We start from the raw sequence: 23,137 nt of genomic DNA, 5'->3' as shown, positions 1-23,137 counted from the left end.
GCCCCAAGTCATTCCAGTGTCGTGAGACCTTGGAAAGACCAGGCAAAGTACCCCTTGAGCCGCACCAGAAGGTGCGTCATGGCTGGAAAGCCGATTAGTTCACGCGCTTTTCGATCGTGATCTGTTCGACTTCAACGCGGCGGTTTGGTTCCAGGCAAGTGATCAGGGCAGCACGGTTCTTCTCGGTGCAGTTGACCACTGGATTGGCTTCGCCTTTGCCGATGGCGTTCAGGCGGCTACCGTCGACACCTTTGCCGACCAGGTATTCGCGCACGGCCTGAGCACGACGCTCCGACAGCTTCTGGTTGTACTTTTCCGAACCCAGACGGTCGGTGTAGCCGGTGATGTCGACATTGGTGATGCTGGTATCGGCTTGCAGGGCAGCTGCGATCTCGTCCAGGCGTGGCGCCGGCATGATCAGGGTTGCCTTGTCGAATTCAAACATCTTCGTGGCCGACAGGGTGACCTTCTCGAAGCGTGCCGGTGGCGCGACCGGTGCCGGCGCTGGCGCCGGTGCTGGTGCTTCCATCACTGGTGCCGGTGCCATCACTGGCGCTGCGGCGACTGGAGGCGGGTTGAACGCATAGTTCAGGCCGACGGTCAGGTACTTGTTGTTGCTGCGCGAGAAGCCATACAGCTCGTCATGACGCAGGAAGCCGCGCACCGAACGCAGGTCGGCTTGCAGCGACAGCTGTGGGGTCAGGCTGGCCTGGACGCCAATACCGGCGGTGATGTAAGGCGAGTTCTTGCTGACATTGCGGAAGTTGTTTTCGACCTTGTCACGCTCGACGCCAGCGCCGACCAGGACGAATGGACGGATTTTCGAACGCGACAGCATCAGCAGCGCATCGGCGCCGATGACGGTCTGGCGATAACGTGCCGAACCTTCTTCGGTGCGAACGTGGGTGCCGCCGATCTGGACGTCCCACAGCTGGTTGATGGCTTTACCGAACTTCAGGCCACCGCCGATGTCGCGCTCGTCCGTGCCGAAGTCTGCGTCAGGCTTCATGGCCACGACGCTAGGCTGGATGTACCAGGATGGATTGATTTCTTGGGCCATCGTGGTGCCGGTGGCGCAGAGCATGGCGACAGCCAGGGCGATCTTCTTCGTATTGTTCACAGGAAACTCCATAAGTTAAAAAGTTGGTGACATCGCGTGCTAAGCAGTGATGTTGGAGTGAAGGATACGAGTCCGAGTTCCGCAGGGTCGGTGCGCTAGCGCACCTAGCTTTATTGATGAGTGACAAAATTACAACAATATGCGTTCCGAATATCTTCCCCTCTATATAGAGAAGAGAATTCGTGTAATTTCTTCAGTTAAATTCTTTCAAAATAAATTGTTGAAATCTGTTGTGTTTTTGCGACAACTATCGAGTTCTCAACTGTTGACTGAGTTTCCGTAAAGACAGGATTAACAGAATGCTTGGAGGAATTTAGCCAATGTGGGATGGCGCACAGACCGGCAATGCTGACACAGGCAATCTTGAGGCCAGTTAAGCGGAACCCGAGGTGTTGTCAGAGTGTCAGACCACACACAGCGACCCGGACCTCCCAGTCTCTCTCTTTATTGGAGTAAACCAACATGCATGCAACGACTCATCACAACGCGGTGCAAGGCGACGTAGGCGCAGTGCACACTTCCAGCAATTCAGCGCTGATCGAACGCGTCCCGCCACAGCCAACCGAACGTGCGCCCATCTCGCTGGCGCCGATCGAGCGCGTGCGGTCGACCTCTGCCACGCAGCGTCGGATCGAGAACATGCAAAAGCTGATCAACGAATTGTCGACCCACGAAATGCTGGCCGACGAAATCGCTTGGTTCCTGAAGTTCTCGCCGTCCGGCGCCCGCAAATACATCCGCGACCTGCGCGAAGCCGGCGTGATCGAACTGGCCCGCTACATCGAAGGCACCGCCACCTATCTCGGCAAGGCTGTCTACCAGATCTGCCCAGACCAGGAACGCGTGAAAGCCTTCCTCGCCGCGATCTGCCAGCCAAAGCGCGAAGGCGTCGCCCCACGCAAGGAACGTCCAGGCCTGCGCGAGCAGAGCATGGCCGGCAGCGGCCGTCACTTCCACATCCTGGCCGACGACACCCATTACGCCATCCGCGTGAACCGCAGCCCGGTCACCCGCGATCCGCTGGTTGCCGCCCTGTTCGGCCCGGCGCCCAGCCAGATCGGCAAGTAAGACCGCCTGACGGAAGGCGCGGCGGTGGAGACCCGGCGCACTTTCCCGTAATCGACGATCGCTGTCGTCAAGCCAACGCCGCGCACTGCGCGGCGTTTGCCGTTTACATTCCCTCTTGCTAGCTCCCCGCCGCAATATTGAAAAGCCTGCAACAGTCCCCACCTGCGCACGAAGGCGATCCCGCCATGTTTTCCCATCCAAGGAGTTCCCCATGCTGCCAACTGCCGAATCGCTGGAAGGCCACGCCGTCCCCCAGGTCACCTTCAAGGCCCGTCTCGACAACGACTGGCGCGACCTCTCCACCGACGCCCTGTTCAAGGGCAAGACGGTCGTCGTGTTTTCCCTGCCGGGCGCCTATACGCCCACCTGTTCGTCCACCCATCTGCCGCGGTTTAACGAACTGGCGAGCGTGTTTCGCGACAATGGCATCGACGATATCCTGTGCTTCTCGGTCAATGACGCCTTTGTGATGAACGAATGGAAGCAGGGCCAGGAAGCGGACGCCATCAATTTCGTCCCGGACGGCAATGGCGATTTCGCGCGCGGCATGGGCATGCTGGTCGACAAGCGCGAGCTCGGCTTCGGCATGCGTTCCTGGCGTTATTCGATGCTGGTTCGCGACGGCATCATCGAGAAGGTCTTCATCGAGGAAGAGGGCGAGGGCGACCCGTTCAAGGTGTCCGACGCCGACACCATGCTGCGCCACATCAATCCAGAGGCGCGCGCGCCGGAACCGATCGTCGTCTTCTCGCGCCCCGGCTGCCCCTTCTGTGCGCGTGCCAAGGCGGCGCTCTCGGAACGCCAGCTGCGTTATACCGAGATCTCGCAGGACCAGAAAATCAATACCAGCGTCCTGCGCGCGGTCAGCGGAAGCATGACCTGGCCCCAGGTGTTCATCGGCGGACGCCTGATCGGCGGGGCGGACGAACTCGACGCTCACCTGGCCGCCGCATGAAGCAAGGGCCTATTGCAGGAGTGGTGTGATGGAAGCCTTGTTGACCGTCTCAGCCCTGTTGGCCGCGGGCCTGCTGGCCTGGGGCGTGCCGCGCTGGCGCCTGCGGCGCGCCCTGGCGCGGCCGCTGGCACCCTCCGAGCTGGCGATCCTGGCGCGCAACGTCGACCAGTACCGGGCGATGGATGCGGGGCAGCAGGCCCGGCTCGGGCGCCTGGTACGGCGTTTTCTGCATGAAAAAACCTTCGTCGGCTGCGCCGGCCTCGAGATCACCGAGGAAATGCGCCTGACGATTGCCGGCCAGGCCTGCCTGCTCTTGCTGGGCGCACGCGGCGAGGCCGTGTATCCGACCCTGAACGCGGTGCTGGTCTACCCGGGCGCCTTCCTGGTGCCGCGGCGCCAGGTCGACGCGGCGGGCGTCGTCACCGAGGAGCGCCAGGACCTGCTGGGCGAATCCTGGGGCGACGGCCGCGTCATCCTGTCCTGGGACCACGTGCGCCGCGCCGGCATGGATGAGCCACCCTCGCACAACGTGGTGCTGCACGAATTTGCCCACCAGCTCGACAGCGAATCGGGCACCACGAACGGCGCGCCCTATCTCGGCAGCCAGGAGCGCTACCGCAGCTGGTCCGAGGTGCTCTCGCGTGATTTCGCGGCCTTGCGCCACGATGCCTGGTTCGGCCATGAGGGCGTGCTCGACCATTATGGCGCGACCAACCCGGCCGAGTTCTTCGCGGTCGCCACCGAAGCCTTCTTCGAGCAGCCGCACCGGCTCGCCGCGCGCCACCCGGCCCTTTACGACGAATTCCTGAAATACTACCGGATCGACCCGCGCGCCTGGCAAGCGGCGCCCGCGCCGCAGCCGGAGGTCGAGGGAATGGCCTATGGGCAGTGGCACTGATCGTTCGGCCCTGAACTGTGTGCGTTTGCGTACAGAGCGCCTGGCCCGGCAGGCGCATGCTGGGTAACTAACGATAACGATGCGGGAGAAACCGATGTCTTTCATTATTGCAGGGCATTTTCAAACCCAGGACGAGGCCGATGCCGCGTCCCAGGCACTGGTCCAGGCCGGCTTCAGCGAAGCGCGCCTGAGCACCTTTTACCTCAGCCAGGCGGGCCAGCACGACATGACGCCGATCGGCGGCGATAACCTGCTGTCCCCGGGCGCCAAGGAAACGCCGCTGGGCGTGCTGCAGGGCGGCGCCACCGGGGGCGCGGTGGGCGCCGTCATCGGCGCTGCCACCATCCCCCTCACCGGGCCGGCCGGCCCCATCGTCGGCGGCCTGGTCGGCGCCCACGTCGGCTCGCTGTTCAGCTTTACCAAGATGAAGGAAGCCGGCGAAGGCGAAGAGGGCGGCCGTGCACCGGTCGAGCAGCGCAAGGCCGGCATGCTGGTCGCGGTTGCCTTCGACGATGCGGGCGAGGAGTCGCGTGCAGTGGACGTATTCCACCGTCTCGGCGCCGTTCAGATCGAACGCGCGCGCGGCAATATCGTCAATGGCGACTGGGCTGACTTTGATGCCTCCCTGCCGCCCGACATTATTCACGCAGGATAAATGCCGCCCGGATCGGAGCACTGTTGCGATCCGGGCGCAAGCGGCCTCGTCATGAGCACAGCGCTAATGCGCGCTCGACAGTCTTGTAAACTTTGATCCATGTCAAAGGCGTCCTCGTCCGGACTCCTAGACTTGTCGCTTTCGGCCATCCGGCCGCATATGACAAGGGGAAGACATGGACAAGAACAAGGTTGCGTTGGTAACGGGCGGCATGGGCGGACTTGGCACGGCACTCTGCCGCCAGCTCGAGGACATGGGCTTTACGGTCGCCGCCACCTATTCGCCCTCGAATCCCTCGCCCGAAGGCTGGCTGGCCGCCCAGCGCGACGAAGGCTACCGCTTTCGCGCCTGGCGCCTCGACGTGACCGACGACCGTGCCTGCGCAGCGATGATGGCCGCCATGTTCGATGAACTCGGCCGCATCGACGTGCTGGTGAATAACGCCGGCATCACGCGCGACGCCAGCCTGCGCAAGATGACGCTCGATGACTGGCACGCCGTCCTGCGCACCAACCTCGACAGCGTCTTCCACATGAGCCGCCAGGCCGTCGGCCCGATGACGGCGCAGCGCTGGGGCCGCATCATCAACATCTCCTCGGTCAACGCGAACGGCGGCGCCTATGGCCAGACCAATTACGCGGCGGCCAAGGCCGGCATGCACGGGTTCACCAAGGCGCTGGCGCTGGAAACGGCGCGTTACGGCGTGACCGTCAACACCGTCTCGCCCGGCTACCTGCGCACCAAGATGGTCGAGGCCGTGCCGCAGGACATCATGCAGACGAAAATCCTGCCGCAAATCCCGCTCGGCCGCCTCGGCGAGCCGGACGAAGTCGCAGCGCTCGTGGGCTACCTGTGCTCCGAGGCCGCCGGCTTCATCACGGGCGCCGACATTGCGATCAATGGCGGCCAGCACATGCGCTAACGCCGCTCCAGGCGCGTCTGGCAACCGATGCACAGGCGCGCCTCGGGCCTGGCCTGCAGGCGCGAGAAACCGATGTCGCCGCCGCACTCCTCGCACAGGCCGTAGCTACCGTCCTCGAATTTCGCCAGGGCGTGGCGCAGGACCTGCATCTGTGCCGCGTGGTGGCCGGCGGCCTCGAGTGCAAGATCGTTCAACAGGCGTACCGTGGCCTTGTCGGCGGGCGAAGTTTCGACTTCGGAAACGGGTAAATCGCGCGTGCCGTCCAGCACGGGCGGCTCGTCGGTGCGGCTGAGCGCGCTGAGCTGCGCTTCGAGCGCGGCGCGCAACTGGGCCAACTGGCCTGCATCGAGCGTGTTCATGGGAAATGTGCGCGTCAGCGGCGGACAGCGCAAAGCCATGCGCATGGCCGGAGCCAGGAAAAGCCGTTCATTGCGACCTCCCACATGAACTGGTGTGGGGCTAGTGTAGCGCGATGTGCGCCCAAAGAACATGGGCGCACACGCATCCGCACACGAACGCGGCGGCGGGCTCAGGCAGGCTTGGCCGGCGCCTTGTGGCTCTCGATGGCCTTGATATTCGTATGGATCTTGTCGAGCGCCACAATCACCGAGGCGGCCTGGCCGGTTGCCGCGGCGCCCGCCAGGTGCAGCAGGCCCGCCACCAGCCCGGTGATGTCGCCGATCAGGGCGATCTTGCGGATCTTCTCGGAGGCGGCGCTCGTCAGCGCCACCACGTTCTGCTGCGATTTGCCGAGCGACTTGACCACATAGGTGGCGGCGTCGGCGTACAGGCCGTTGGCGCGCTGGCGCAGCAGCAACTCGTCCTCGAGCAAGGCGCGCGCCGTGGCCTGCACATGGGCCGGCACGATGCCGCCGTCGTAGGCGCGGATGTCGCGCATGATGCGTTCGTGCAGCTGGTCGGCGCAGGCCGAGAGCTGGTCGGCCAGTTCGACGATCTGCGCCACGCTGGCCAGGCCGCCGTTGGCGGCGCTCGCCGGTGCGCCTGCCGCCTTGGCCGCCGGTGTGCTCCCGGCCTTGGCGGGAGCTGCCTGGGCGGCGCCGGGCTCTTGCGAGACGGCGCCGGCCATGGCGCCGGCGACGGCGTCGATCGCCATGTCGGTGGCATCGCCCTTGGATTTCGTTTCGTTCGCCATACAGTCTCCCTGGTCATTGGGCCGCGAGGCCGTCGCGGATCATCCGCAGGTCGCGTCCGTAATTGCCGAGCATGCGCTTGACGTCCTCCTGCGACAGCTTGTGCAGGTTTTCGCGCAGCTTCTGGTGCCCGAGCGCCACCTTGGTCAATCCCTGCAAGGCCAGGTCGTAGCGGCGGTCGATCAGCTTGTACTCGCTCGCCTTGTTCAGGTAATGCACCTTGGCCAGGGTGACCAGCATGCGGTCGTCGCGGCCCTTGGCGAAAGGAATCTCGACGTCGAAAATGCCGAGGATCGTCTTCTTTTCATTCTCGTTGGTCTTGTAGTAGAGGCGGGTGAGCGAGATCATCGCCTCCAGCAGGGTCTGGACGTCGGCATCGCCGTCGCGCACCATGGTTTCGACGCTGCGGTTCTGGTAGCCCGAGGCAATCGCCCGGGTCAGCAGGCGCGTTAAACCCGTGTAGGCGGCGACATGGCGCTGCTGCAAGCCCGATTCGGCGTTCGCTTTCAGGCCGTTGCCGAGGTCGTCGATGCGCTCGGTCAGGTCGTAGCGGGCGTCGCCCGCCAGCAGGCTCAGCGTTTGCATGTAGAGCACGAGCGCCTTTTGCACGCTGACGAAATCCTCGTACACGGCGCGCCGCTTGGCGTCGTTTTCGCGCGCCAGTTTGTCGCTCGACGCCGGCAGGTAGGGCTGTTCGCGCTCATAGGTGTCGCGGTAGCGGCGCGAAAGTTCGCCATAACCACCAAGCTTGGCCGAGGCGTCGGCGAATTCGCGCACTTCGACCAGGCTGACCGGGCCGCTTGTCGAAGCGCAGCCGCCCAGCAGCAGGTTCGCGGCGAACAGGCTGGATGCGAAGGAAATGCGGAGGGCAAGTCGGAAGGATGTCATCGGGTCCTCTCGAACCGGCGAAGATGCCGGACGGAAAGACCCCATTCTGGCAAACGCCGCAGGAAGCGGCGTTGCATTGGATCAATTACTAGGTCAAATCAAGCGACCTTGGCACGGTCGAAGTGCGGATTTTCGATGATGCCGAACAGGTTGCCATACGGGTCGCGTACGGTGGCGACACGGATGCCGTCGCCGACGTCCGCCAGCGGCGACTCGACGGTGGCGCCCAGGCCTTCGAGGCGCGCCAGTTCCGCCTGCGCATCCTGGGTGCCCCAGTAAGCGGTGGCGCCGGTACTGCCGGGCACCCCGTCCGGGATCAGGCCCAGTTCGAAACCGCCGACTTCGAAGCCGACATAGAAAGGCTGGTCGAAATAGGGCGCCTTGTCGAGCACCCGTCCGTACCATTCGGCCGCCTGCGCCAGTTCGGTGACGGGATAGATGACGGTGCGCAGTCCCTGGATCATGATTGTTCTCCTTGTTGGTAAGGAGGCAATGGTGCCGCAGCGCGTGCGGCTTGTCTAGTTCCCGGCCAGCGCGGGCGAGGGCATGGGCAGGCCGCGCCAGCCGAGTCCCTCGAGCGTGCCGGCCTTGGGCGTGTATTCGCAGCCGACCCAGCCCTCGTAGCCGAGCTTGTCCAGGACGCGGAACAGGTAGGGGAAATTGATCTCGCCCGTGCCTGGTTCATGCCGCCCCGGCACATCGGCGATCTGGATGTGGCGGATCAGGGGCAGCAGCTCGCGCAGCGTATTGGCCAGGTCGCCTTCCATGCGCTGCGCATGATAAATATCAAATTGCAGGAACAGGTTGTCGACCGCGCATTCGCGGATCACGGCCGCAGCCTGGCGCGAACCGGTCAGGAAATAGCCGGGCACGTCGCGGTCGTTGATCGGCTCGATCAGGAGGTCGAGTCCTTTTTCATTCAGGGCCGCAGCGGCGAAACGCAGGTTGGCGACATAGGTGGCGTGGGCGCGCTCGCGCGGCACGTGCGGCGGCAGGATGCCGGCCATGCAGTGCAATTGTTTGACGCCGAGTTCGTCGGCATAGTCGAGGGCGAGCTCGACGCTGTCCTGGAATTCGCTGATGCGGCGCGGATCGCAGGCCATGCCGCGATCGCCGCCCGGCCAGTCGCCGGCAGGAAAATTGTGCAGCACGAGTTCGAGCTGGTAGCGGGCCAGGCGCCCGGCTATCCATTCCGGCTCGCAGGCGTAGGGAAACTGGAATTCGACGGCGTCGAACCCGGCTTCGCGCGCCGCGGCGAAGCGGTCGAGAAAGCTGAGCTCGGTGAACATCGTGCTCAGGTTGGCGGCGAATTTGGGCATGGCGGTCTCGAATGTTGTTAGCCCGTTATCGTAGCACCGTGTCGCGCTTGATGCAGCCCTCGCCCAATCGTGCGGTAGGGTCAGCCGAGACCGGATGCGCATAAAAAAACAGCCCGGGAGTTCCGGGCTGTCTTCAGAAGGACTCGCGCAAGCGCTTAGCGGCCACGGCCGCCCGTGCGCGGCGCGGAGGCCGAACGCGGGGCGCCGGCATTGCCGCCGCGGTTGCCGCCGCCGCCAGCCGAGGCTGGACGGCCACCGCCGCCGTTGCCGGCCGGACGCGCGCCGCCGGCTGGGGCCGCACTGCGTGGTGCGCCCTGGCCGCGGCCACCGCCGCCACCGCCGGGTGCACGGCTACGGCCGCCATGGCCTGGGGCGCCGCTGCGCAGCTGGATCGGCTGGGCCTTGGCGTTCAGGTCAGGCTCGAAGCCAGGGATCACGTGACGCGGCAGCGTTTGCTTGATCAGCTTCTCGATGTCTTTCAGCATCTGGTGCTCGTCGACGCAGACCAGCGACACGGCTTCGCCGGTGGCGCCGGCGCGGCCGGTACGGCCGATGCGGTGGACGTAGTCTTCCGGCACGTTCGGCAGGTCGTAGTTGACCACGTGCGGCAGCTGGTCGATGTCGATACCGCGCGCGGCGATGTCGGTGGCGACCAGCACCTGCAGGCTGCCGTCCTTGAACTCGGCCAGGGCCTTGGTGCGGGCGGTCTGGCTCTTGTTGCCGTGGATCGCCATCGCGCCGATGCCGTCCTTGCCGAGCTGCTCGACCAGTTTATTCGCACCGTGCTTGGTGCGCGTAAACACCAGCACCTGGCTCCAGTCGTTTTCCTTGATCAGGTGCGACAGCATCGGGTGCTTCTTGTCGCGGTCGACCGGGTGGATCTTCTGGGCGATCACTTCCACGGTCGAATTGCGGCGCGCGACTTCGATCGAGGCCGGGTTGTTCAGCAGCTTGTCGGCCAGGGCCTTGATCTCGTCCGAGAAAGTGGCCGAGAACAGCAGGTTCTGGCGCTTCGACGGCAGCACGGCCAGCACTTTCTTGATGTCGTGGATGAAGCCCATGTCGAGCATGCGGTCGGCTTCGTCGAGGATCAGGATTTCGACTTTCGACAGGTCGACGGTGCGCTGGCCGACGTGGTCGAGCAGGCGGCCCGGCGTAGCGACGAGGACGTCGACGCCTTGCTTCAGGAGCTTGATCTGCGGGTTGATGCCGACGCCGCCGAAAATCACGGCCGAATTCAGGTTGGTGTACTTGCCGTACAGGCGCACGCTTTCCTCGACCTGGGCCGCCAGTTCGCGGGTCGGGGTCAGGACCAGGGCGCGGATGCGGCGTGGCGAGTTCTTGCTGGTGAAGGCGGCGCCGACCGCGTCGGTCGACAGGCGCTGCAGCAGCGGCAGGGTGAAGCCGGCGGTCTTGCCGGTGCCGGTCTGGGCGCCGGCGAGCAGGTCACCGCCACCGAGGACGGCGGGAATCGCCTGTGCCTGGATCGGGGTCGGGACGGTGTAGCCTTGTTCGGTGACGGCGCGAACGATAGCATCGGACAAGCCGAGGGTAGCAAAGGTCATTGATTTCTTCTGGTAAGGTTTGATTCCGCCGCCGGCGCAAGCGGCGCCAGGATCGGAACAGGTGCAGGGCAGCGGGCCACGTTACAACGTGGTCATCCGTCAAGCCGGAGCATTATAGTGATTTTGTTGCGCAGTGGAAATACTGGAAGGCATGGGATACCGCCGTGTGCACTGCGTCACGGCGGCAAGGTAGACCGCTATTTTACGCTAATTACGCAAACGGGACCATCAGTGGCACCAACTGGGCGAATACCTTCGGGCCGGCGGCCATGATGTCGCCCTTGTTCAGGTAGGCGGACTCGCCGCTGAACTCGCCGCAGATGCCGCCCGCTTCCGTGACCAGGAGCGAGCCGGCGGCGATATCCCAGATCTTCAGGCCTTTTTCGAAATAGGCATCGACGCGGCCAGCGGCCACGTTGGCCAGTTCGAGTGCGGCCGAACCGCTGCTGCGGATGCCGTGGCAGCGCGAAGCGACGACTTCGTACATGCGCAGGTATTCGGCCAGCGCGCGCGGATCGGCGCCGTGGCCGGAGGCGATCAGGGCCTTGCCGATGCGGTCGTGGTTCTTGACGCGGATGCGCTTGTCGTTCAGGTAGGCGCCGGCGCCCTTGGTGGCGGTGAACAGGTCGTTGCGGACCGGGTCGTAAATGACGGCCTGGGTGATCACGCCCTTGTGCTGAAGCGCGATCGAGATGCAGTAGTTCGGGTAGCCGTGCAGGAAATTGGTGGTGCCGTCGAGCGGATCGATAATCCAGACAAACTCGCTGTCGTCGTTCAGGTTGCGCGAGGCGCCCGACTCTTCGCCGAGGATGGCGTGGTCGGGGTAAGCTTTCAACAAGGTCTCGACGATGGCCTGCTCGGACGCCACGTCGACGTCGGTGACGAAATCGTTATGTTGTTTTTCAGAGATTTCGATCCGGTCGAGATCGAACGACGAGCGGTTGATGACGGTGGCGGCGCGGCGTGCGGCCTTGATGGCCGTATTGAGCATTGGATGCATGTGATCTTTTCCCTGAAAAAAACGCTGACGCCCACCGCGCATGAAGCGCCGTGCACCGTCGAGATTGAATTGAATTAAAGAGCAAAGCGGCAAGGAACCCGTTAAAATCCCGGCCCTTGATGCCAGAAGTTCAATTGCTCGTTGCCGCGCGATAGCGCTATTTTAAATGAACCCGCCAAATTCCGACACGTCTCTTTTCACCCGCCTACGCTTCGTGCTCGTCGAAACCAGCCGCGCCGGCAATATCGGCTCGGTCGCGCGTGCCATGAAAACCATGGGTTTTACCGAACTCGTGCTCGTTTCGCCGCGCTGCGCCGACTTTGTGAACGACCCGGAAGCGGTCGCCTTTGCCAGCGGCGCGCTCGACGTATTGCAGAACGCGCGCGTCGTCGGCAGTATTGGTGAAGCACTGGAGGGCTGCAATTTCGCGGCCGCCGTCTCGGCCCGGCTGCGCGAATTCTCGCCGCCGGTGTGGACGCCGCGCGCGTTTGCGGGCCACGCGGCAGGGCAGGGCGAGGTGAAGGCGGCCCTCATCCTCGGCAACGAGCGGGTTGGCTTGCCGAACGAGATTGTCGAGAAGTGCAATGTCTTGATTAATATTCCGGCCAATCCCGCCTACTCGTCCTTGAACCTGTCGCAGGCGGCGCAGGTGCTGGCCTATGAATGCCGGATGGCGGGGATCGGCGACGGCGTGCTGGAAACGCCGGTTGGTTTCCACGGCAGTGCGGCGAGCGTGACCGAGATCGAAGGCATGTATGTGCACCTGGAAGAGGCGCTGGTGTCGATCGGCTTCCTGAATGCCGATAATCCGAAGAAGCTGATGCCGCGTTTGAAGCGCCTGTTTTCGCGCACGCAGTTGGAAACTGAGGAAGTGAATATTCTGCGCGGGATCGCACGCCAGATCCTGAAGCGCTAGACCAAAAAAAACCGCCTGCGAATGAACTGACCCCCAAAAGTTGGACACAACTTTTGGGGGTTTTTCATGACGAAATACGATGAGCAACTCAAGCTCAAAGTCGTCCGCGAGTATCTGCACGGGACGATGGGGTATCAGCGGCTGGCCGAGTTGCACGATGTCCCACGCAAGAGCCTGGAGACTTGGGTGAAGCTGTACCGCGCCCATGGGGCTGATGGGCTGAAGAAGAAGTTCAGCCATTACAGTGCACAGTTCCGACTTGAAGTGATACAGCGCATGCGGGCCGATGAGCTTTCTAATGCGGAGGCTGCTGCGTTATTCAATATTCGCAGCGCTGGATGCATCGGACGATGGAAGCGCTGTTATGATGCGGGCGGTCTAGAAACGCTGACGCCGCGCAAGCGCGGCCGTTCAAAGAAAATGCCTCAAGTGCCGGATACAAAAACAGAAGCGCTGCCTGATGCAGCTGGCCGTACCCATGAAGAGTTGGTCGCTGAGGTGAACCAGCTGCGCATGGAGGTAGCTTACCTAAAAAAGTTGAGAGCCTTGGTTCAAGCGCAGCAACAGCAGCGGACGACAACGCGCAAAAAGCGCAAGTAGTCATTGAACTGAGGCGACACTTCCCTCTTGCCGGCCTGCTGAAGCTGGCTGGTTTGGCGCGCAGCACCTTCTACTATCAACAGAAAATAGCTCAGACGGGCGATAAGTACGAAGCCTTGAAAACGCAGATCGGTACGCTCTTCGCCCGCCACAAAGGGCGCTATGGCTACCGGCGCGTGACGGCAGCCATTCGACAGCTTGGTACGAAGGTCAATCACAAGACGGTGCAAAGCCTGATGGGTAAGCTCGGCCTGAAGTCACTGGTTCGACCCAAGAAATACCGCTCGTACAAAGGAGAAGTGGGCAGTGCTGCGCCAAATGTTCTGCAAAGGCGCTTCGAGGCCACGTGCATCAATCAGAAATGGGTGACTGACGTCACCGAGTTCAATGTGGCCGGCGAAAAATTGTATTTGTCCCCGGTCATGGATTTGTACAACGGCGAGATCATCGCTTTCGAGACCGCCAAGCGGCCTGAATTTAGCCTGGTAGGCAGCATGCTCAAAAAGGCGCTGAAAAAGCTCAACCCGGGAGACCAGCCGATCTTGCATTCGGACCAAGGGTGGCAGTATCGAATGTCGGCCTACCAACGGGCCTTAAGGCAGAAGAGCGTCGAGCAGAGCATGTCACGCAAGGGGAACTGCCTGGACAACGCCGCCATGGAAAGCTTCTTTGCCGTGCTGAAGTCGGAGTTTTTCTACCTGAACAAATTCAGCAGCGTCGACGAACTGCAAACCGGTCTCAAGAACTACATCCGCTACTACAATTACGACCGCATCAAGATGAAGCTAAAAGGGCTGAGTCCTGTTCAATACAGAACCCAGCCCTTTGCAGCTGACTAGATTTAACCGTCCAACTTTATGGGGTCAGTTCAGAACAGGCGGTTTTTGCATTCAAGCCGGTTGGATTACCAGCCGATGTCCTTGAACAGTTCAAACGTCAGGTCGGTCGGCGCCGTCACCGCGTGGGTGAGGTCGGCGCTGATCGATGGCTCCATCAGCTGGTTGCGGGTGGCGGTCGTGTTGTAGTGCGAGACCGACGAACCTGGCTGGTACGGATTTGGCGTGAACATCGTGATGCGGCGCTGGGCATCCGCGCCCGACAGCGAGGTCTTCGACAGCTCGAACTTGGCCACGGTGCCGGCCGTATTGCCGTTCGGCTTGGTCAGGCCGGCAGCGATCAGGGCGCCGTCGGCTTGCGTCACGCGCAGCGCCGGGATCGTGATCGTTGCATCGGCGCCGCCCAGGCCCGTCACGGCGCCCGGTGCGTTGTCGGCCACGATGACGCCGATGGCGCCCGCGTCCTGCGCGTTCTTGACCTTGACCGTGAAGCCGCAGGTGCCGCGGCTGACCAGGGCAATCTTGCGGCGCACCGCTTCGGCATTGGCCGCGTTGAACGGCGTGCAGGCAGAGCCCGGGCTGTCCGCTTGCAGGGCGACCGCGGCGATCTGGCCGGTCACTGGCGAGTTGTCCAGCTTCGGACCGAAATCGGCCTGGCCGACCGCGTACAAGTCACCGCCAGGCGCGTTGGCGCCGGCGCCGACGACGCGCAGCTGGGCCGTGGCGGCCAGCACCGACGGCACGGCCGCGGTCACGCGGGCGCCGGTCCAGGACAGGCCCGAAGGCTTGAGCGAGGAGGCAGCGCGCTCGGCATTGGTCATGTTGACCCACAGCTTGTTGGTCGTGTTGTCGAGCAGGTTGTGGTCCCACACCGATGGATAGCCGGCGAACTGGGCGCCGGTTGCGCCATTGGTAAAGGTCTGGAAGCCCAGGCCGTGGCCCATTTCGTGCAGCAGGGTCGCGACGAAGTCGATGTTGTTGCCTTCGTTGGCATCCAGGCCCAGGTAGAACGAACTGCCGGCCAGGCAATTCGGCTTGCCCAGCTCGGAATTGAAGTTCGCGTTGATCTGGGCGCCCGGGGTATCCGAAATCTCGCTGCCGTAGAGCTTGTTTGCCAGTGCGTACGAGTAGAGGGTGCCGGCCTTCGGCGCGCCGGGGAAGTCGGCGAACACCTGGGTGGCGCCAGCGCTGCCGAGCACGGCGCCGGTGGCGGTGCAGGTCAGCGGACGGAACTGGGCATTGATGACGATCGGCACGTTCGTGGTGAGCGTCGCACCCCAGATGTTGGCCGCGTGGGTGAACGCGATCAGGCGCTGCTGGCCGAGCGTGGTGCCGGTATTGCCGCCGACCGGGGTAGCAGGGGTCGTATCGTTGAAGCCGACGCCAGGCGCGTTGAGGTTGTTGATGACGATCGTCGCGGCTGCCTGGGCGGTGCCCGCAGCGGCAAACGAGAGGGCCAGGCTTGCTGCCAGCAGCGTCAGGTTCGGGCGCTTATTCAGTTTCATGCTGGTGCTCCTTGGATGGCGTGGTCACTGCGTGGTGCAAGGCGTGTTCGGCGGCGCTTTTGCCGTGGATGCAATCGGCTTCGAGTTTGCCGTCCGCAGTGCGGCGCATCACCGAGTACACGATCGACTCTTCATCCACGTGGGCGGCGACGATGCCGTTCTGCTGCAGGCGCACGACGCCCGCGGCCGGCGCACCGGCTGCCTTGCGGGCCGCCTTCTGGGCGGCGCGGTCGGCGGCGCGCAGGTCGTTCAGCTCCTTGGCTTCGGCGGCGGTCGCGTTGCGGATCTTGCCGGTGCGTGGGTCCTTGTGAACGGTCTGGCCGTCCTGTCCGGCGGCGAACGCCGAACCGGTGAGCGCGATCGCCGCGATGGCGACGATGCTGCGCAGGGTAAATGCGGGGGTGTGCATGTGCAATTGTCTCTCGGAAAATTTACTTCGATCGGTGAATCGTTTATTTCCGCGGTCTTGGCGCCGGTTCGAAGCGACTATAGCTTTCACGCCAAACAAATTGAACATGTTGATGAAAAATTTTATATTGTTATGACTAATAACCCGTGAATATTATTTGGCTAATACAGGGAGATGACGCAATCTGTGATGACGAGCCCGCATGATATTTTCGCCACGAAAGTGTGGCGTCCTTGAGATATCAAACGGTAAATTTGTTGCGCGGCAGAATTTTATTTGGCAAAAATACGCGCCAGGACTGTGCCGCTACAGCGCGATCACTTCATCGCCCGGCAAAGGCCGGCACTGGGCGCCGATCGGTTGCCAGCCGCGCCGCACGACAATGCGCTCGCGGTCGTGGCAGAGCTCGACCCGCCGCGCGCCAGGCGCCTTGGCGTGCACAAAAGCCTCGATCGACTCCGGCACGCTCACCTGCAGCGCCAGCGCGTGGATGTCCTCGACCGGATGGTCGTTCACGTGCAGCAGCGGCACGAACTGGCCGGCGAACATCATGGCGTGCGATCCGACCTTGACGGGCCCCGCCGTGTAGCCCTGCGTGCGCAGCCAGGCTTGCGCCTGCTCGCGCGGGGCATGCCGGCCGTCCAGGCGTCCCCAGGCACTGGCGAGCAGCTCGGCCACCCACTGGTTGCAGTTCTGGTAGCGCGTGCCGAAGGCGTACGCGTTCGCGCTGTACCGGCCGGCGAGCAGGGACAGGGCGAAGGGTTTGTCGAGCGCGGTTGTTTCGAGCAGGGCGCCTTCCTCCTCGGGCAGGAAGACGAGCGACATATGGCCGCGGCCGGGTGCGTCGGCGCCGAGCGCAAAACCGGCCACGCCCTGGTCGAACAGGCGCGGGCGCGATTCGTCGCAGGCGTAATACAGCTGGCGCACGGCCCAGGGACTGGCGGGATTGTCTTTCAGGGCGATGCCGGCGTGCGAATACAGGAGGCCAAAGCGACTCAGGTCGGTACCGGCGCGCGAGACCAGGGCGACGCGCTCGCCAGACTGCACCAGCTCACGTTTGACGATGCCGGCGAAACGCAGCACGCGGTCCTGGTCGGCGGCGCTGATTTCCTTGCCGCGCTCGCAGAAGGCCGGCAGGCCGGCCCAGGCGCTGCCGCTGGCGCAGAAGGCGAACGTCGCCAGCAGCGCCCGATGGCGCTTGCGCATCAGATCGCGACTTTTTGCGAGCCCAGTTCGCGGTACCAGTTGTCTTCGAGGGCCAGGAAGAAGGCCTGCTTGCTGTCGGCGTGGGCGAATTCGTAGCCGTATTCGCGCGCATTGACCTGCACCAGCTCGCCCATTTTCACGGCGCGCTGCGCCAGGGCGCGGTTCGGCACGTCGAGGGTGAATTCCTGCCTGGCGCCCGCGGCGGCCGCGTGCAGGGTCATGCGCGTGGTGCCGGGTTTGCCCGGTGCGGCGGCGACGTCGATCACGCGGTATTCACCGGCAGCCACGCGTTTGTCGTCGCCCCCGCTGTCGCTCGAGGAGCCGATCGAATCGGACACGCTGCCCGAGGACGCCGACCCCGCGCTGGAAGCGGACGAAGCGGCGGTGCTGGCGGCCTGGACGGGCAGGGCGCAGGCGGCGGTGAAGACGGCCAGCAGGGCGGCGCGCGAGAGGAGGGAAGTGGTCATGTGGTGCTTTCGTAGTAGAGCTCAATGCCGACATGGTACAAGGCCGCCGCGCGCTTGAGAAGGCTTGTCGCCGGCTGTGCGCCGCGATACCCGGCAGCGCGTCGCGCGATGCAAACAAAATTTGCATGGCGAGCCCCACATGCAAAGCATATTTGCACATGCGATCGAACGGCCATCATTCCGACGATTTCCTCTAGTTCCACGCGGTTTCGGCAGCCCCGGGCTGGCGTACACTATGCTAAAAAACCACAAGGATGTCAGATGGAGACAAACCGCAGGTCCTTCCTGAAGGCCGGCTTGCTGGCCACGGTGGTATTGGCCGCCGGCGGCGGCATCTACCGCGCCGTGCACACGCCGCGCCCGCAACGCTTCGTGCTCGATGGCGAGGCGCGCGCCGCGCTGGGCGCCATCGTGCCCGCCGTGCTCGCCGGCGCGCTGCCGGCCGATCCAGCCGAGCGCAGCGCTGCGGTTTCCCGCACGGTCGAGGGCGTCCATACCGCGATTTCGAATTTGCCGCTGGCGGTGCAGAAGGAAGTGCAGGACCTGTTCGGCCTGCTCGCCCTGGCCCCTGCGCGGCGCCTGCTCACCGGAGTATCGGGCGGCTGGGCCATGGCCGACCCGCAAGAAGTGAGCGCCTTCCTGCAGGACTGGCGCCTGCACCGCTTCGCTTTGCTGCGCACCGCCTACGGCGCCCTGCACGACCTGTCGCTGGGGGCCTGGTACGCGCAGCCGGCCAGCTGGGGCGCGATCGGTTATCCCGGCCCGATGAAGGAACTGTCCTGACATGAACGACCAGCCCATTCACCTGGCGGGCAAGGCCGGCATCATTCCCGACCCGATCCGCGCAGGCCTGGCCCGCGGCTGGAAGATCGTCGATGCCGCCTCGCTGCAAGCGGACCGCACCCTGGAAGCCGACGTCGTCATCGTCGGCAGCGGCGCCGGCGGCGGCGTGACGGCCGAAATCCTGGCCCTCGCCGGCCTGTCGGTCCTCATCGTGGAAGAAGGCGCGCTGCGCTCCTCGTCCGATTTCAAGATGCGCGAGGCCGATGCCTATCCCTCGCTGTACCAGGAGTCGGCGGCGCGCCAGACGCTCGACAAGGGCGTCAAGATCCTGCAGGGACGCACCGTGGGCGGCTCGACCACCGTCAATTGGACCTCGAGCTTTCGCACCCCCACGCTCACGCTCGACTACTGGCGCGACCAATTCGGCCTGGCCGATTACACGACCGACAGTCTGGTCCCCTGGTTCGCCATGATGGAAGCGCGCCTGCATGTCAGCGACTGGCAGGCGCCGCCCAACGCAAACAACGGCCTCCTGAAGCAGGGCCTCGACAAGCTCGGCCTCCAATCGGGCTTCATCCGCCGCAACGTCAAGGGCTGCTGGAACCTGGGCTACTGCGGCATGGGCTGCCCGACCAACGCCAAGCAGTCGATGCTGGTGACCACCATCCCGTCCGCCCTCGACCATGGCGCCACGCTGGTGACGCGTGCGCGCGCCGAACGTTTTGTGCTGCGCGGCGAGCACGCCGACGAGCTGCTCTGCAGCGCGCTCTCGCAGGACGGCGTGGCCGCCACCGGCCGCGTGCTGCGCCTGCGCGCCAAACATTTTGTCGTGGCGGGCGGTGCCATCAATTCGCCGGCCTTGCTGATGCGTTCAGGCGCGCCGGATCCGCATGGGCTGCTCGGCAAGCGCACCTTCCTGCATCCGACCCTGATCTCGGCCGGCATTTTCGGGCAGCCCGTCGAGGCCTGGGCCGGTGCCCCGCAGACCGTCTACTCCGACCATTTCCTGCACACCGCGCCGATCGACGGCGCGATCGGCTACAAGCTCGAAGCCCCGCCGCTGCATCCGGTGCTGCTGGCGACGACCCTGAACGGCTTCGGCCAGGGCCACGCGGAGCTGATGCGCCAGTTCCCGCACATGCAGGGGATGCTGGCGCTGCTGCGCGACGGCTTCCATGAAGAGTCGCCCGGCGGCGCCGTGCAGCTCAAGGACGGCGCCGCGGTGCTCGACTATCCGCTCAACGATTTCCTCTGGGACGGCGCGCGCCGCGCCTTGCTCAGCATGGCCGAAATCCAGTTCGCCGCCGGCGCGACCTCCGTGCAGCCGGCGCACGAAACGGCGCGCCCCTATACCTCCTGGGCTGAAGCGAAGCGCGCCATCGCGGCCCTGCCGCAGCAGCTGCACATGACGCGCGTGGCCTCGGCCCACGTGATGGGCGGCTGCACGATGGCCGGCAGTGAGCAACGCGGCGTCGTCGCGCCCGACGGCCGCTACCGGGGACTGGCCAACCTGTCGGTGCACGACGGCTCGCTGTTCCCGACCTCGATCGGGGCCAATCCGCAGCTCTCGATCTACGGCATCACGGCGCGCCTGGCGAGCGGCCTGGCCACCAGCCTCACCGGCAAGCCGGCGCCAAGGGTGACGGCATGAGCTTGAGCGCACGGCGCATGCTGCGCGTGCTGCTGGTGGTGCAGGCCGCCGGCGCGGTCGCGATTGCCTGGTCGGCCTGGTACTGGTTCGATGCCGCGCCCTGGGCGGCGGCCGCGCTCGGGCTGGCCTGCGTGGTGCTGGTGCGCCTGGTCATCAACATGAACAATTTTCTGCTCAGCGCCTGCTACGCCAGCCCGACCCCGCGCGAATTTCATCTCGGGGCGCGCGCTCGCCTGGGTCTGCTGGGCGGGGAATTCAAGGCCAGCATGCTCAACAGCTCCTGGTTCATGCCGCGCGCCGCCGCCTGGCGCCGCATCCATCCGGAGTCGACCGCCGTACCCGTGCTGCTGGTGCACGGCTATGGCTGCAACAGCGGCTACTGGAGCTATCTGGTGCCGCGCCTGGACCGCAATTTCATCAGCCACGCCAGCATCGACCTGGAACCGGTGGACGGCGCGATCGACGACTACGTGCCCCTCATCCAGAACGCGGTGGAAGACCTGTGCGCGGCCACCGGCGCGGCCCAGGTGGCGATCGTCGCCCACAGCATGGGCGGGCTGGTGGCGCGCGCCTGGATGCGCGTGCACGGCAGCGCGCGCGTGGCGCGCCTGATCACGCTCGGCACGCCGCACCACGGCACGGGCCTGGCCAGCTTCGGCCTGGGCGCCAACGCCGCGCAAATGCGGCGCGTGAAGGGCGCGGCCTGCGACTGGCTGCAGGAACTGGGCAAGCACGAGGATGCCGCGCGGCGCGCCCTGGTCACTTCCATCTTCAGCCACCACGACAACATCGTCTCGCCGCAGACCTCGAGCGAACTGCCGGGTGCGCGCAATATCGCGCTGGGCGGCGTCGGCCACGTGGCGCTCGGCTGCACCGGGCGCGTGCTCGATACGGTGATGGAGGAGCTGGGCGCGCTCACGCTGCGCGCCGAGGCGGCGCCGGTCCTGCTGCTGGTCGACGACGACCCCTTCATGCGGGAGATGCTGGCCAATGCCGTCGCGGGCCACGGCTGGCGCGTGCTGAGCGCAAGCGACGGGGCAGAAGCGCTGACGCTGCTGGAACGCGAACGGGTGGCCGTCATCCTGAGCGACCACCTGATGCCGGCGATGAGCGGCGCGGAACTGCTGGCGCAGGCGCGCCGGCTTGATCCGGCCAGCTTTCGCATCCTGCTCTCGGGCGCGCCCGACGATCCGGCGATTGCCGCGGCGCTGGCCAGGCGCGACGCCGACGCCTTCCACCCCAAGCCCTGGCGCCTGGACGCTTTACTCGCACTGCTGCACGAGGCCTTCGCCACGCAGCGCGCGCGTGCCGATTACAATGCGGGTGAGCACAGCATGAGGAAGCGATGACAAAAAATATCAAGGAACTCGAGCAGGAAGAAGAAGAGCTCGCGCGCGCGGTGCGCAGTTCGGCGCAGCAGATCTGGCAGGCCGGCCTGGGGGCGTTTGCCAAGGCCCAGCAGGCCGGCGGGCGCGAATTCACCCGCCTGGTGCGCGACGGCAGCGAGCTGCAAAAGCGCGCGCGCCAGGTCGAGGATGCGACCGACACGGTCGCGCGCAAGGCCGAGCGCTCCAGCCGCCGGTCCACGGGCACCTGGGGCAAGCTCGAACAGGTGTTCGAGGAACGCGTGGCGCGCGCCCTGGCCACCATCGGCGTGCCGGCGCGCAGCGAAATGGAAGCGCTGAACCACCGCATCGACGAACTCGAGCGCATGGTGGCCGAGCTGGCCGGCGAGCAGCTGCGCAAGCAGGCCGCAAAGCCGGCGCCGAAGAAAGCCGCCGCAGCCAAGCCGCCCGCCAAACGCCCGGCCGCCAAGGGCCGCACGACCAAAGGCAGCGCCGGCTGAGCTGAAATTGGCACGACCGTGCCAATACGCTGCCGTCGGCCTGCGGTTCAGTGATATGCTTGCGGGTGACACCACCTACGCCGCCTTCCATGCTACAGAAAGCTCCACGCCGTACCCGTGAACGCATCCTCGAGCTCTCGCTCAGGCTGTTCAACGAGTTCGGCGAGCCGAACATCACGACGACCGTCATTGCCGAGGAGATGAATATCTCGCCCGGCAACCTGTACTACCATTTCCGCAACAAGGACGACATCGTCAATTCGATCTTCGTGCAGTTCGAAGCCGAGATCGAGCGCATCCTGACGGTGCCGGCGGGACGGCGTTCGAACATGGAAGACGTCTGGCTCTACCTGCACCTGATGTTCGAACTGATCTGGCGCTACCGCTTCTTCTACCGCGACCTGAACGATCTGCTCTCGCGCAACCGCAAGCTCGAACTGCACTTCAAGGCCATCCTCGCCCACAAGATCAAGGTCGCGCGCCAGCTCTGCGAAGACCTGCGCAGCGAACAGTCGCTGGAAGCCTCCGACCAGCAGATCGGCGCGATGGCGACCAATATGGTCGTGGTGGCGACCTACTGGCTGTCCTACGAATATGTGCGCAACCCGCGCAAGTACAGCGAGCAGCAGGCCATCGCCGATGCGCTGGCGCGCGGCTGCTACCAGGTGCTGTCGATGCTCGGACCCTACCTGCGCGGCGATACCAGCCTGCTGTTCGAGAAGCTGTCCGAAGAATATTTGAAGAAGCTGCCCGACGAGGGCCGCGACCCAACTTAGTAGAATCCCCATGAAATCCATCGCTGTCTACTGCGGCGCCTCGAACGGCGCCCAAGCCCTGTATGCCGACGCCGCACGCCAGTTGGCGCGCGTGCTGGTCGAGCACAACATCGCCCTCGTCTACGGCGGCGGCAAGGTCGGCCTGATGGGCGTGATCGCGGACGAAGTGCTGCGCCTGGGCGGCGAAGCCACCGGCGTCATCCCGCGCGCCCTGGTCGAACGCGAAGTCGGCCACGCGGGCCTGACGCGCCTGTTCGTGGTCAAGGACATGCACGAGCGCAAAGCGATGATGGCCGAGCTGTCCGAAGGCTTCATTGCCATGCCGGGCGGCTTCGGCACGCTGGAAGAACTGTTCGAGATGGTGACCTGGTCGCAGCTGGGCATCCATGCCAAGCCGATTGGCCTGCTCAATGTCGGCGGCTTCTACGACGGCTTGATGGGCTTCGTGAAGCACCAGGTCGAAGAGGGCTTCGTGCGCGAAGGGCACGGGGAGATGATGCAGGTGGATGCGGATCCGGAAGCGCTGGTGCGGCGGTTGCGCGACGCGGCGTCGTCAACGACCAATTGATGACGAGCAGACCCGTAGGGTGGGCGGGTTCCC

At 64.6% G+C, this 23,137-nt stretch carries 25 protein-coding genes; 13 read left to right on the top strand and 12 right to left on the bottom strand.

The window, feature by feature from the left end:
* Positions 1-94: 94 nt before the first annotated feature.
* A complete protein-coding gene (locus tag NMB41_RS16290) occupies positions 95-1,120 on the bottom strand; it encodes an OmpA family protein (RefSeq protein WP_494378852.1) in 1,026 nt (341 codons plus the stop codon).
* A 462-nt stretch (positions 1,121-1,582) separates the two neighbouring features.
* Here NMB41_RS16290 and NMB41_RS16285 point away from each other — a divergent pair, with 462 nt between their 5' ends.
* The 5 genes from NMB41_RS16285 to phbB all read left to right on the top strand — a co-directional run bounded on the left by NMB41_RS16285 (position 1,583) and on the right by phbB (position 5,618).
* Complete coding sequence (locus NMB41_RS16285; protein ID WP_494378851.1) at positions 1,583-2,188, top strand: winged helix-turn-helix domain-containing protein; 606 nt, start codon at positions 1,583-1,585, stop codon at positions 2,186-2,188.
* Between the two features lie 211 nt (positions 2,189-2,399).
* On the top strand, positions 2,400-3,143 hold the full coding sequence (locus tag NMB41_RS16280; RefSeq protein ID WP_494378850.1) for a glutathione peroxidase: 744 nt from the start codon (positions 2,400-2,402) through the stop codon (positions 3,141-3,143).
* 28 nt (positions 3,144-3,171) lie between these two features.
* A complete protein-coding gene (locus tag NMB41_RS16275) occupies positions 3,172-4,041 on the top strand; it encodes a M90 family metallopeptidase (protein ID WP_494378849.1) in 870 nt (289 codons plus the stop codon).
* 94 nt (positions 4,042-4,135) lie between these two features.
* Positions 4,136-4,696 carry a hypothetical protein gene (locus NMB41_RS16270; protein WP_494378848.1) on the top strand — a complete coding sequence of 187 codons (561 nt, stop codon included), beginning with the start codon at positions 4,136-4,138 and terminating at the stop codon, positions 4,694-4,696.
* 175 nt (positions 4,697-4,871) lie between these two features.
* Entirely contained in the window at positions 4,872-5,618 is a 747-nt protein-coding gene (gene phbB, locus NMB41_RS16265; RefSeq protein WP_494378847.1) for an acetoacetyl-CoA reductase, read from the top strand.
* On the opposite strand, the gene NMB41_RS16260 is transcribed toward phbB, so the two are convergent.
* The 7 genes from NMB41_RS16260 to NMB41_RS16230 all read right to left on the bottom strand — a co-directional run bounded on the left by NMB41_RS16260 (position 5,615) and on the right by NMB41_RS16230 (position 11,532).
* The gene (locus NMB41_RS16260; protein WP_494378846.1) at positions 5,615-5,977 is read right to left on the bottom strand and encodes a TraR/DksA family transcriptional regulator; all 363 of its coding nucleotides are present in this window, start codon (positions 5,975-5,977) and stop codon (positions 5,615-5,617) included. The two genes, phbB and NMB41_RS16260, sit on opposite strands and share 4 nt — an antisense overlap.
* A gap of 170 nt (positions 5,978-6,147) precedes the next feature.
* The gene (locus tag NMB41_RS16255) at positions 6,148-6,771 is read right to left on the bottom strand and encodes a hypothetical protein (RefSeq protein ID WP_494378845.1); all 624 of its coding nucleotides are present in this window, start codon (positions 6,769-6,771) and stop codon (positions 6,148-6,150) included.
* A gap of 13 nt (positions 6,772-6,784) precedes the next feature.
* On the bottom strand, positions 6,785-7,657 hold the full coding sequence (locus NMB41_RS16250; RefSeq protein ID WP_494378844.1) for a hypothetical protein: 873 nt from the start codon (positions 7,655-7,657) through the stop codon (positions 6,785-6,787).
* Between the two features lie 98 nt (positions 7,658-7,755).
* Entirely contained in the window at positions 7,756-8,121 is a 366-nt protein-coding gene (locus NMB41_RS16245) for a VOC family protein (protein ID WP_494378843.1), read from the bottom strand.
* Positions 8,122-8,175: 54 nt separating this feature from the next.
* A complete protein-coding gene (gene hyi / locus NMB41_RS16240) occupies positions 8,176-8,976 on the bottom strand; it encodes a hydroxypyruvate isomerase (protein ID WP_494378842.1) in 801 nt (266 codons plus the stop codon).
* 155 nt (positions 8,977-9,131) lie between these two features.
* Positions 9,132-10,541 carry a DEAD/DEAH box helicase gene (locus NMB41_RS16235; RefSeq protein ID WP_494378841.1) on the bottom strand — a complete coding sequence of 470 codons (1,410 nt, stop codon included), beginning with the start codon at positions 10,539-10,541 and terminating at the stop codon, positions 9,132-9,134.
* A gap of 211 nt (positions 10,542-10,752) precedes the next feature.
* Entirely contained in the window at positions 10,753-11,532 is a 780-nt protein-coding gene (locus NMB41_RS16230; protein WP_494382856.1) for an inositol monophosphatase family protein, read from the bottom strand.
* A gap of 175 nt (positions 11,533-11,707) precedes the next feature.
* Here NMB41_RS16230 and NMB41_RS16225 point away from each other — a divergent pair, with 175 nt between their 5' ends.
* Positions 11,708-12,457 (top strand): RNA methyltransferase, encoded by a 750-nt coding sequence (locus NMB41_RS16225; protein ID WP_494378840.1) that lies wholly within the window; start codon positions 11,708-11,710, stop codon positions 12,455-12,457.
* A gap of 66 nt (positions 12,458-12,523) precedes the next feature.
* A protein-coding gene (locus NMB41_RS16220; RefSeq protein WP_494378262.1) for an IS3 family transposase occupies positions 12,524-13,896 on the top strand; the annotation gives its coding sequence in 2 pieces (ribosomal slippage) (positions 12,524-12,998 and positions 12,998-13,896; 1,374 coding nt in all).
* Between the two features lie 65 nt (positions 13,897-13,961).
* On the opposite strand, the gene NMB41_RS16215 is transcribed toward NMB41_RS16220, so the two are convergent.
* The 4 genes from NMB41_RS16215 to NMB41_RS16200 form a co-directional block, all read right to left on the bottom strand.
* Positions 13,962-15,398 (bottom strand): PA domain-containing protein, encoded by a 1,437-nt coding sequence (locus NMB41_RS16215; protein ID WP_494378839.1) that lies wholly within the window; start codon positions 15,396-15,398, stop codon positions 13,962-13,964.
* Positions 15,385-15,807 carry a post-PEP-CTERM-1 domain-containing protein gene (locus tag NMB41_RS16210; RefSeq protein WP_494378838.1) on the bottom strand — a complete coding sequence of 141 codons (423 nt, stop codon included), beginning with the start codon at positions 15,805-15,807 and terminating at the stop codon, positions 15,385-15,387. Before NMB41_RS16210 ends, NMB41_RS16215 begins: the two co-directional genes overlap by 14 nt.
* A gap of 306 nt (positions 15,808-16,113) precedes the next feature.
* Positions 16,114-17,013, bottom strand: a complete 900-nt coding sequence (locus tag NMB41_RS16205) for a DUF2145 domain-containing protein (RefSeq protein WP_494378837.1) — start codon at positions 17,011-17,013, stop codon at positions 16,114-16,116.
* Positions 17,013-17,480: a hypothetical protein gene (locus tag NMB41_RS16200; RefSeq protein WP_494378836.1), complete on the bottom strand. Its 468-nt coding sequence runs from the start codon at positions 17,478-17,480 to the stop codon at positions 17,013-17,015. Before NMB41_RS16200 ends, NMB41_RS16205 begins: the two co-directional genes overlap by 1 nt.
* Positions 17,481-17,741: 261 nt before the next feature.
* Between NMB41_RS16200 and NMB41_RS16195 the strand changes: the two genes are divergently transcribed.
* The 6 genes from NMB41_RS16195 to NMB41_RS16170 all read left to right on the top strand — a co-directional run bounded on the left by NMB41_RS16195 (position 17,742) and on the right by NMB41_RS16170 (position 23,104).
* Positions 17,742-18,263, top strand: coding sequence for a twin-arginine translocation signal domain-containing protein (locus tag NMB41_RS16195; RefSeq protein WP_494378835.1), 522 nt, complete (start codon positions 17,742-17,744; stop codon positions 18,261-18,263).
* 1 nt (position 18,264) lies between these two features.
* Positions 18,265-19,914 (top strand): GMC family oxidoreductase N-terminal domain-containing protein, encoded by a 1,650-nt coding sequence (locus NMB41_RS16190; RefSeq protein ID WP_494378834.1) that lies wholly within the window; start codon positions 18,265-18,267, stop codon positions 19,912-19,914.
* Complete coding sequence (locus tag NMB41_RS16185; protein ID WP_494378833.1) at positions 19,911-21,263, top strand: alpha/beta fold hydrolase; 1,353 nt, start codon at positions 19,911-19,913, stop codon at positions 21,261-21,263. The genes NMB41_RS16190 and NMB41_RS16185 overlap by 4 nt, the downstream gene beginning before the upstream one ends.
* Complete coding sequence (locus NMB41_RS16180; protein ID WP_494378832.1) at positions 21,260-21,760, top strand: phasin family protein; 501 nt, start codon at positions 21,260-21,262, stop codon at positions 21,758-21,760. The genes NMB41_RS16185 and NMB41_RS16180 overlap by 4 nt, the downstream gene beginning before the upstream one ends.
* Before the next feature lie 89 nt (positions 21,761-21,849).
* Entirely contained in the window at positions 21,850-22,536 is a 687-nt protein-coding gene (locus NMB41_RS16175) for a TetR/AcrR family transcriptional regulator (protein ID WP_494378831.1), read from the top strand.
* Between the two features lie 10 nt (positions 22,537-22,546).
* Positions 22,547-23,104 (top strand): LOG family protein, encoded by a 558-nt coding sequence (locus tag NMB41_RS16170; RefSeq protein ID WP_494378830.1) that lies wholly within the window; start codon positions 22,547-22,549, stop codon positions 23,102-23,104.
* Positions 23,105-23,137 lie beyond the last annotated feature (33 nt).

The sequence above is a fragment of the Massilia sp. FBCC-B171 genome (assembly GCF_059134155.1).
The sequence above is the reverse complement of the archived record's forward strand: the minus strand, read 5'-3'. Positions and strand labels throughout refer to the sequence as shown.

Bases quoted from the DNA above. Each gene is read 5' to 3' on its own strand.
- NMB41_RS16200 (WP_494378836.1), bottom strand. From the start codon at position 17,480: ATGACCACTTCCCTCCTCTCGCGCGCCGCCCTGCTGGCCGTCTTCACC.
- NMB41_RS16205 (WP_494378837.1), bottom strand. From the start codon at position 17,013: ATGCGCAAGCGCCATCGGGCGCTGCTGGCGACGTTCGCCTTCTGCGCC.
- NMB41_RS16260 (WP_494378846.1), bottom strand. From the start codon at position 5,977: ATGAACACGCTCGATGCAGGCCAGTTGGCCCAGTTGCGCGCCGCGCTC.
- NMB41_RS16245 (WP_494378843.1), bottom strand. From the start codon at position 8,121: ATGATCCAGGGACTGCGCACCGTCATCTATCCCGTCACCGAACTGGCG.
- NMB41_RS16190 (WP_494378834.1), top strand. From the start codon at position 18,265: ATGAACGACCAGCCCATTCACCTGGCGGGCAAGGCCGGCATCATTCCC.
- NMB41_RS16250 (WP_494378844.1), bottom strand. From the start codon at position 7,657: ATGACATCCTTCCGACTTGCCCTCCGCATTTCCTTCGCATCCAGCCTG.
- NMB41_RS16270 (WP_494378848.1), top strand. From the start codon at position 4,136: ATGTCTTTCATTATTGCAGGGCATTTTCAAACCCAGGACGAGGCCGAT.
- NMB41_RS16275 (WP_494378849.1), top strand. From the start codon at position 3,172: ATGGAAGCCTTGTTGACCGTCTCAGCCCTGTTGGCCGCGGGCCTGCTG.
- NMB41_RS16280 (WP_494378850.1), top strand. From the start codon at position 2,400: ATGCTGCCAACTGCCGAATCGCTGGAAGGCCACGCCGTCCCCCAGGTC.
- NMB41_RS16195 (WP_494378835.1), top strand. From the start codon at position 17,742: ATGGAGACAAACCGCAGGTCCTTCCTGAAGGCCGGCTTGCTGGCCACG.
- NMB41_RS16175 (WP_494378831.1), top strand. From the start codon at position 21,850: ATGCTACAGAAAGCTCCACGCCGTACCCGTGAACGCATCCTCGAGCTC.
- NMB41_RS16185 (WP_494378833.1), top strand. From the start codon at position 19,911: ATGAGCTTGAGCGCACGGCGCATGCTGCGCGTGCTGCTGGTGGTGCAG.
- NMB41_RS16215 (WP_494378839.1), bottom strand. From the start codon at position 15,398: ATGAAACTGAATAAGCGCCCGAACCTGACGCTGCTGGCAGCAAGCCTG.
- NMB41_RS16180 (WP_494378832.1), top strand. From the start codon at position 21,260: ATGACAAAAAATATCAAGGAACTCGAGCAGGAAGAAGAAGAGCTCGCG.
- NMB41_RS16225 (WP_494378840.1), top strand. From the start codon at position 11,708: ATGAACCCGCCAAATTCCGACACGTCTCTTTTCACCCGCCTACGCTTC.
- NMB41_RS16170 (WP_494378830.1), top strand. From the start codon at position 22,547: ATGAAATCCATCGCTGTCTACTGCGGCGCCTCGAACGGCGCCCAAGCC.
- NMB41_RS16230 (WP_494382856.1), bottom strand. From the start codon at position 11,532: ATGCTCAATACGGCCATCAAGGCCGCACGCCGCGCCGCCACCGTCATC.
- NMB41_RS16235 (WP_494378841.1), bottom strand. From the start codon at position 10,541: ATGACCTTTGCTACCCTCGGCTTGTCCGATGCTATCGTTCGCGCCGTC.
- NMB41_RS16285 (WP_494378851.1), top strand. From the start codon at position 1,583: ATGCATGCAACGACTCATCACAACGCGGTGCAAGGCGACGTAGGCGCA.
- hyi (WP_494378842.1), bottom strand. From the start codon at position 8,976: ATGCCCAAATTCGCCGCCAACCTGAGCACGATGTTCACCGAGCTCAGC.
- phbB (WP_494378847.1), top strand. From the start codon at position 4,872: ATGGACAAGAACAAGGTTGCGTTGGTAACGGGCGGCATGGGCGGACTT.
- NMB41_RS16255 (WP_494378845.1), bottom strand. From the start codon at position 6,771: ATGGCGAACGAAACGAAATCCAAGGGCGATGCCACCGACATGGCGATC.
- NMB41_RS16210 (WP_494378838.1), bottom strand. From the start codon at position 15,807: ATGCACACCCCCGCATTTACCCTGCGCAGCATCGTCGCCATCGCGGCG.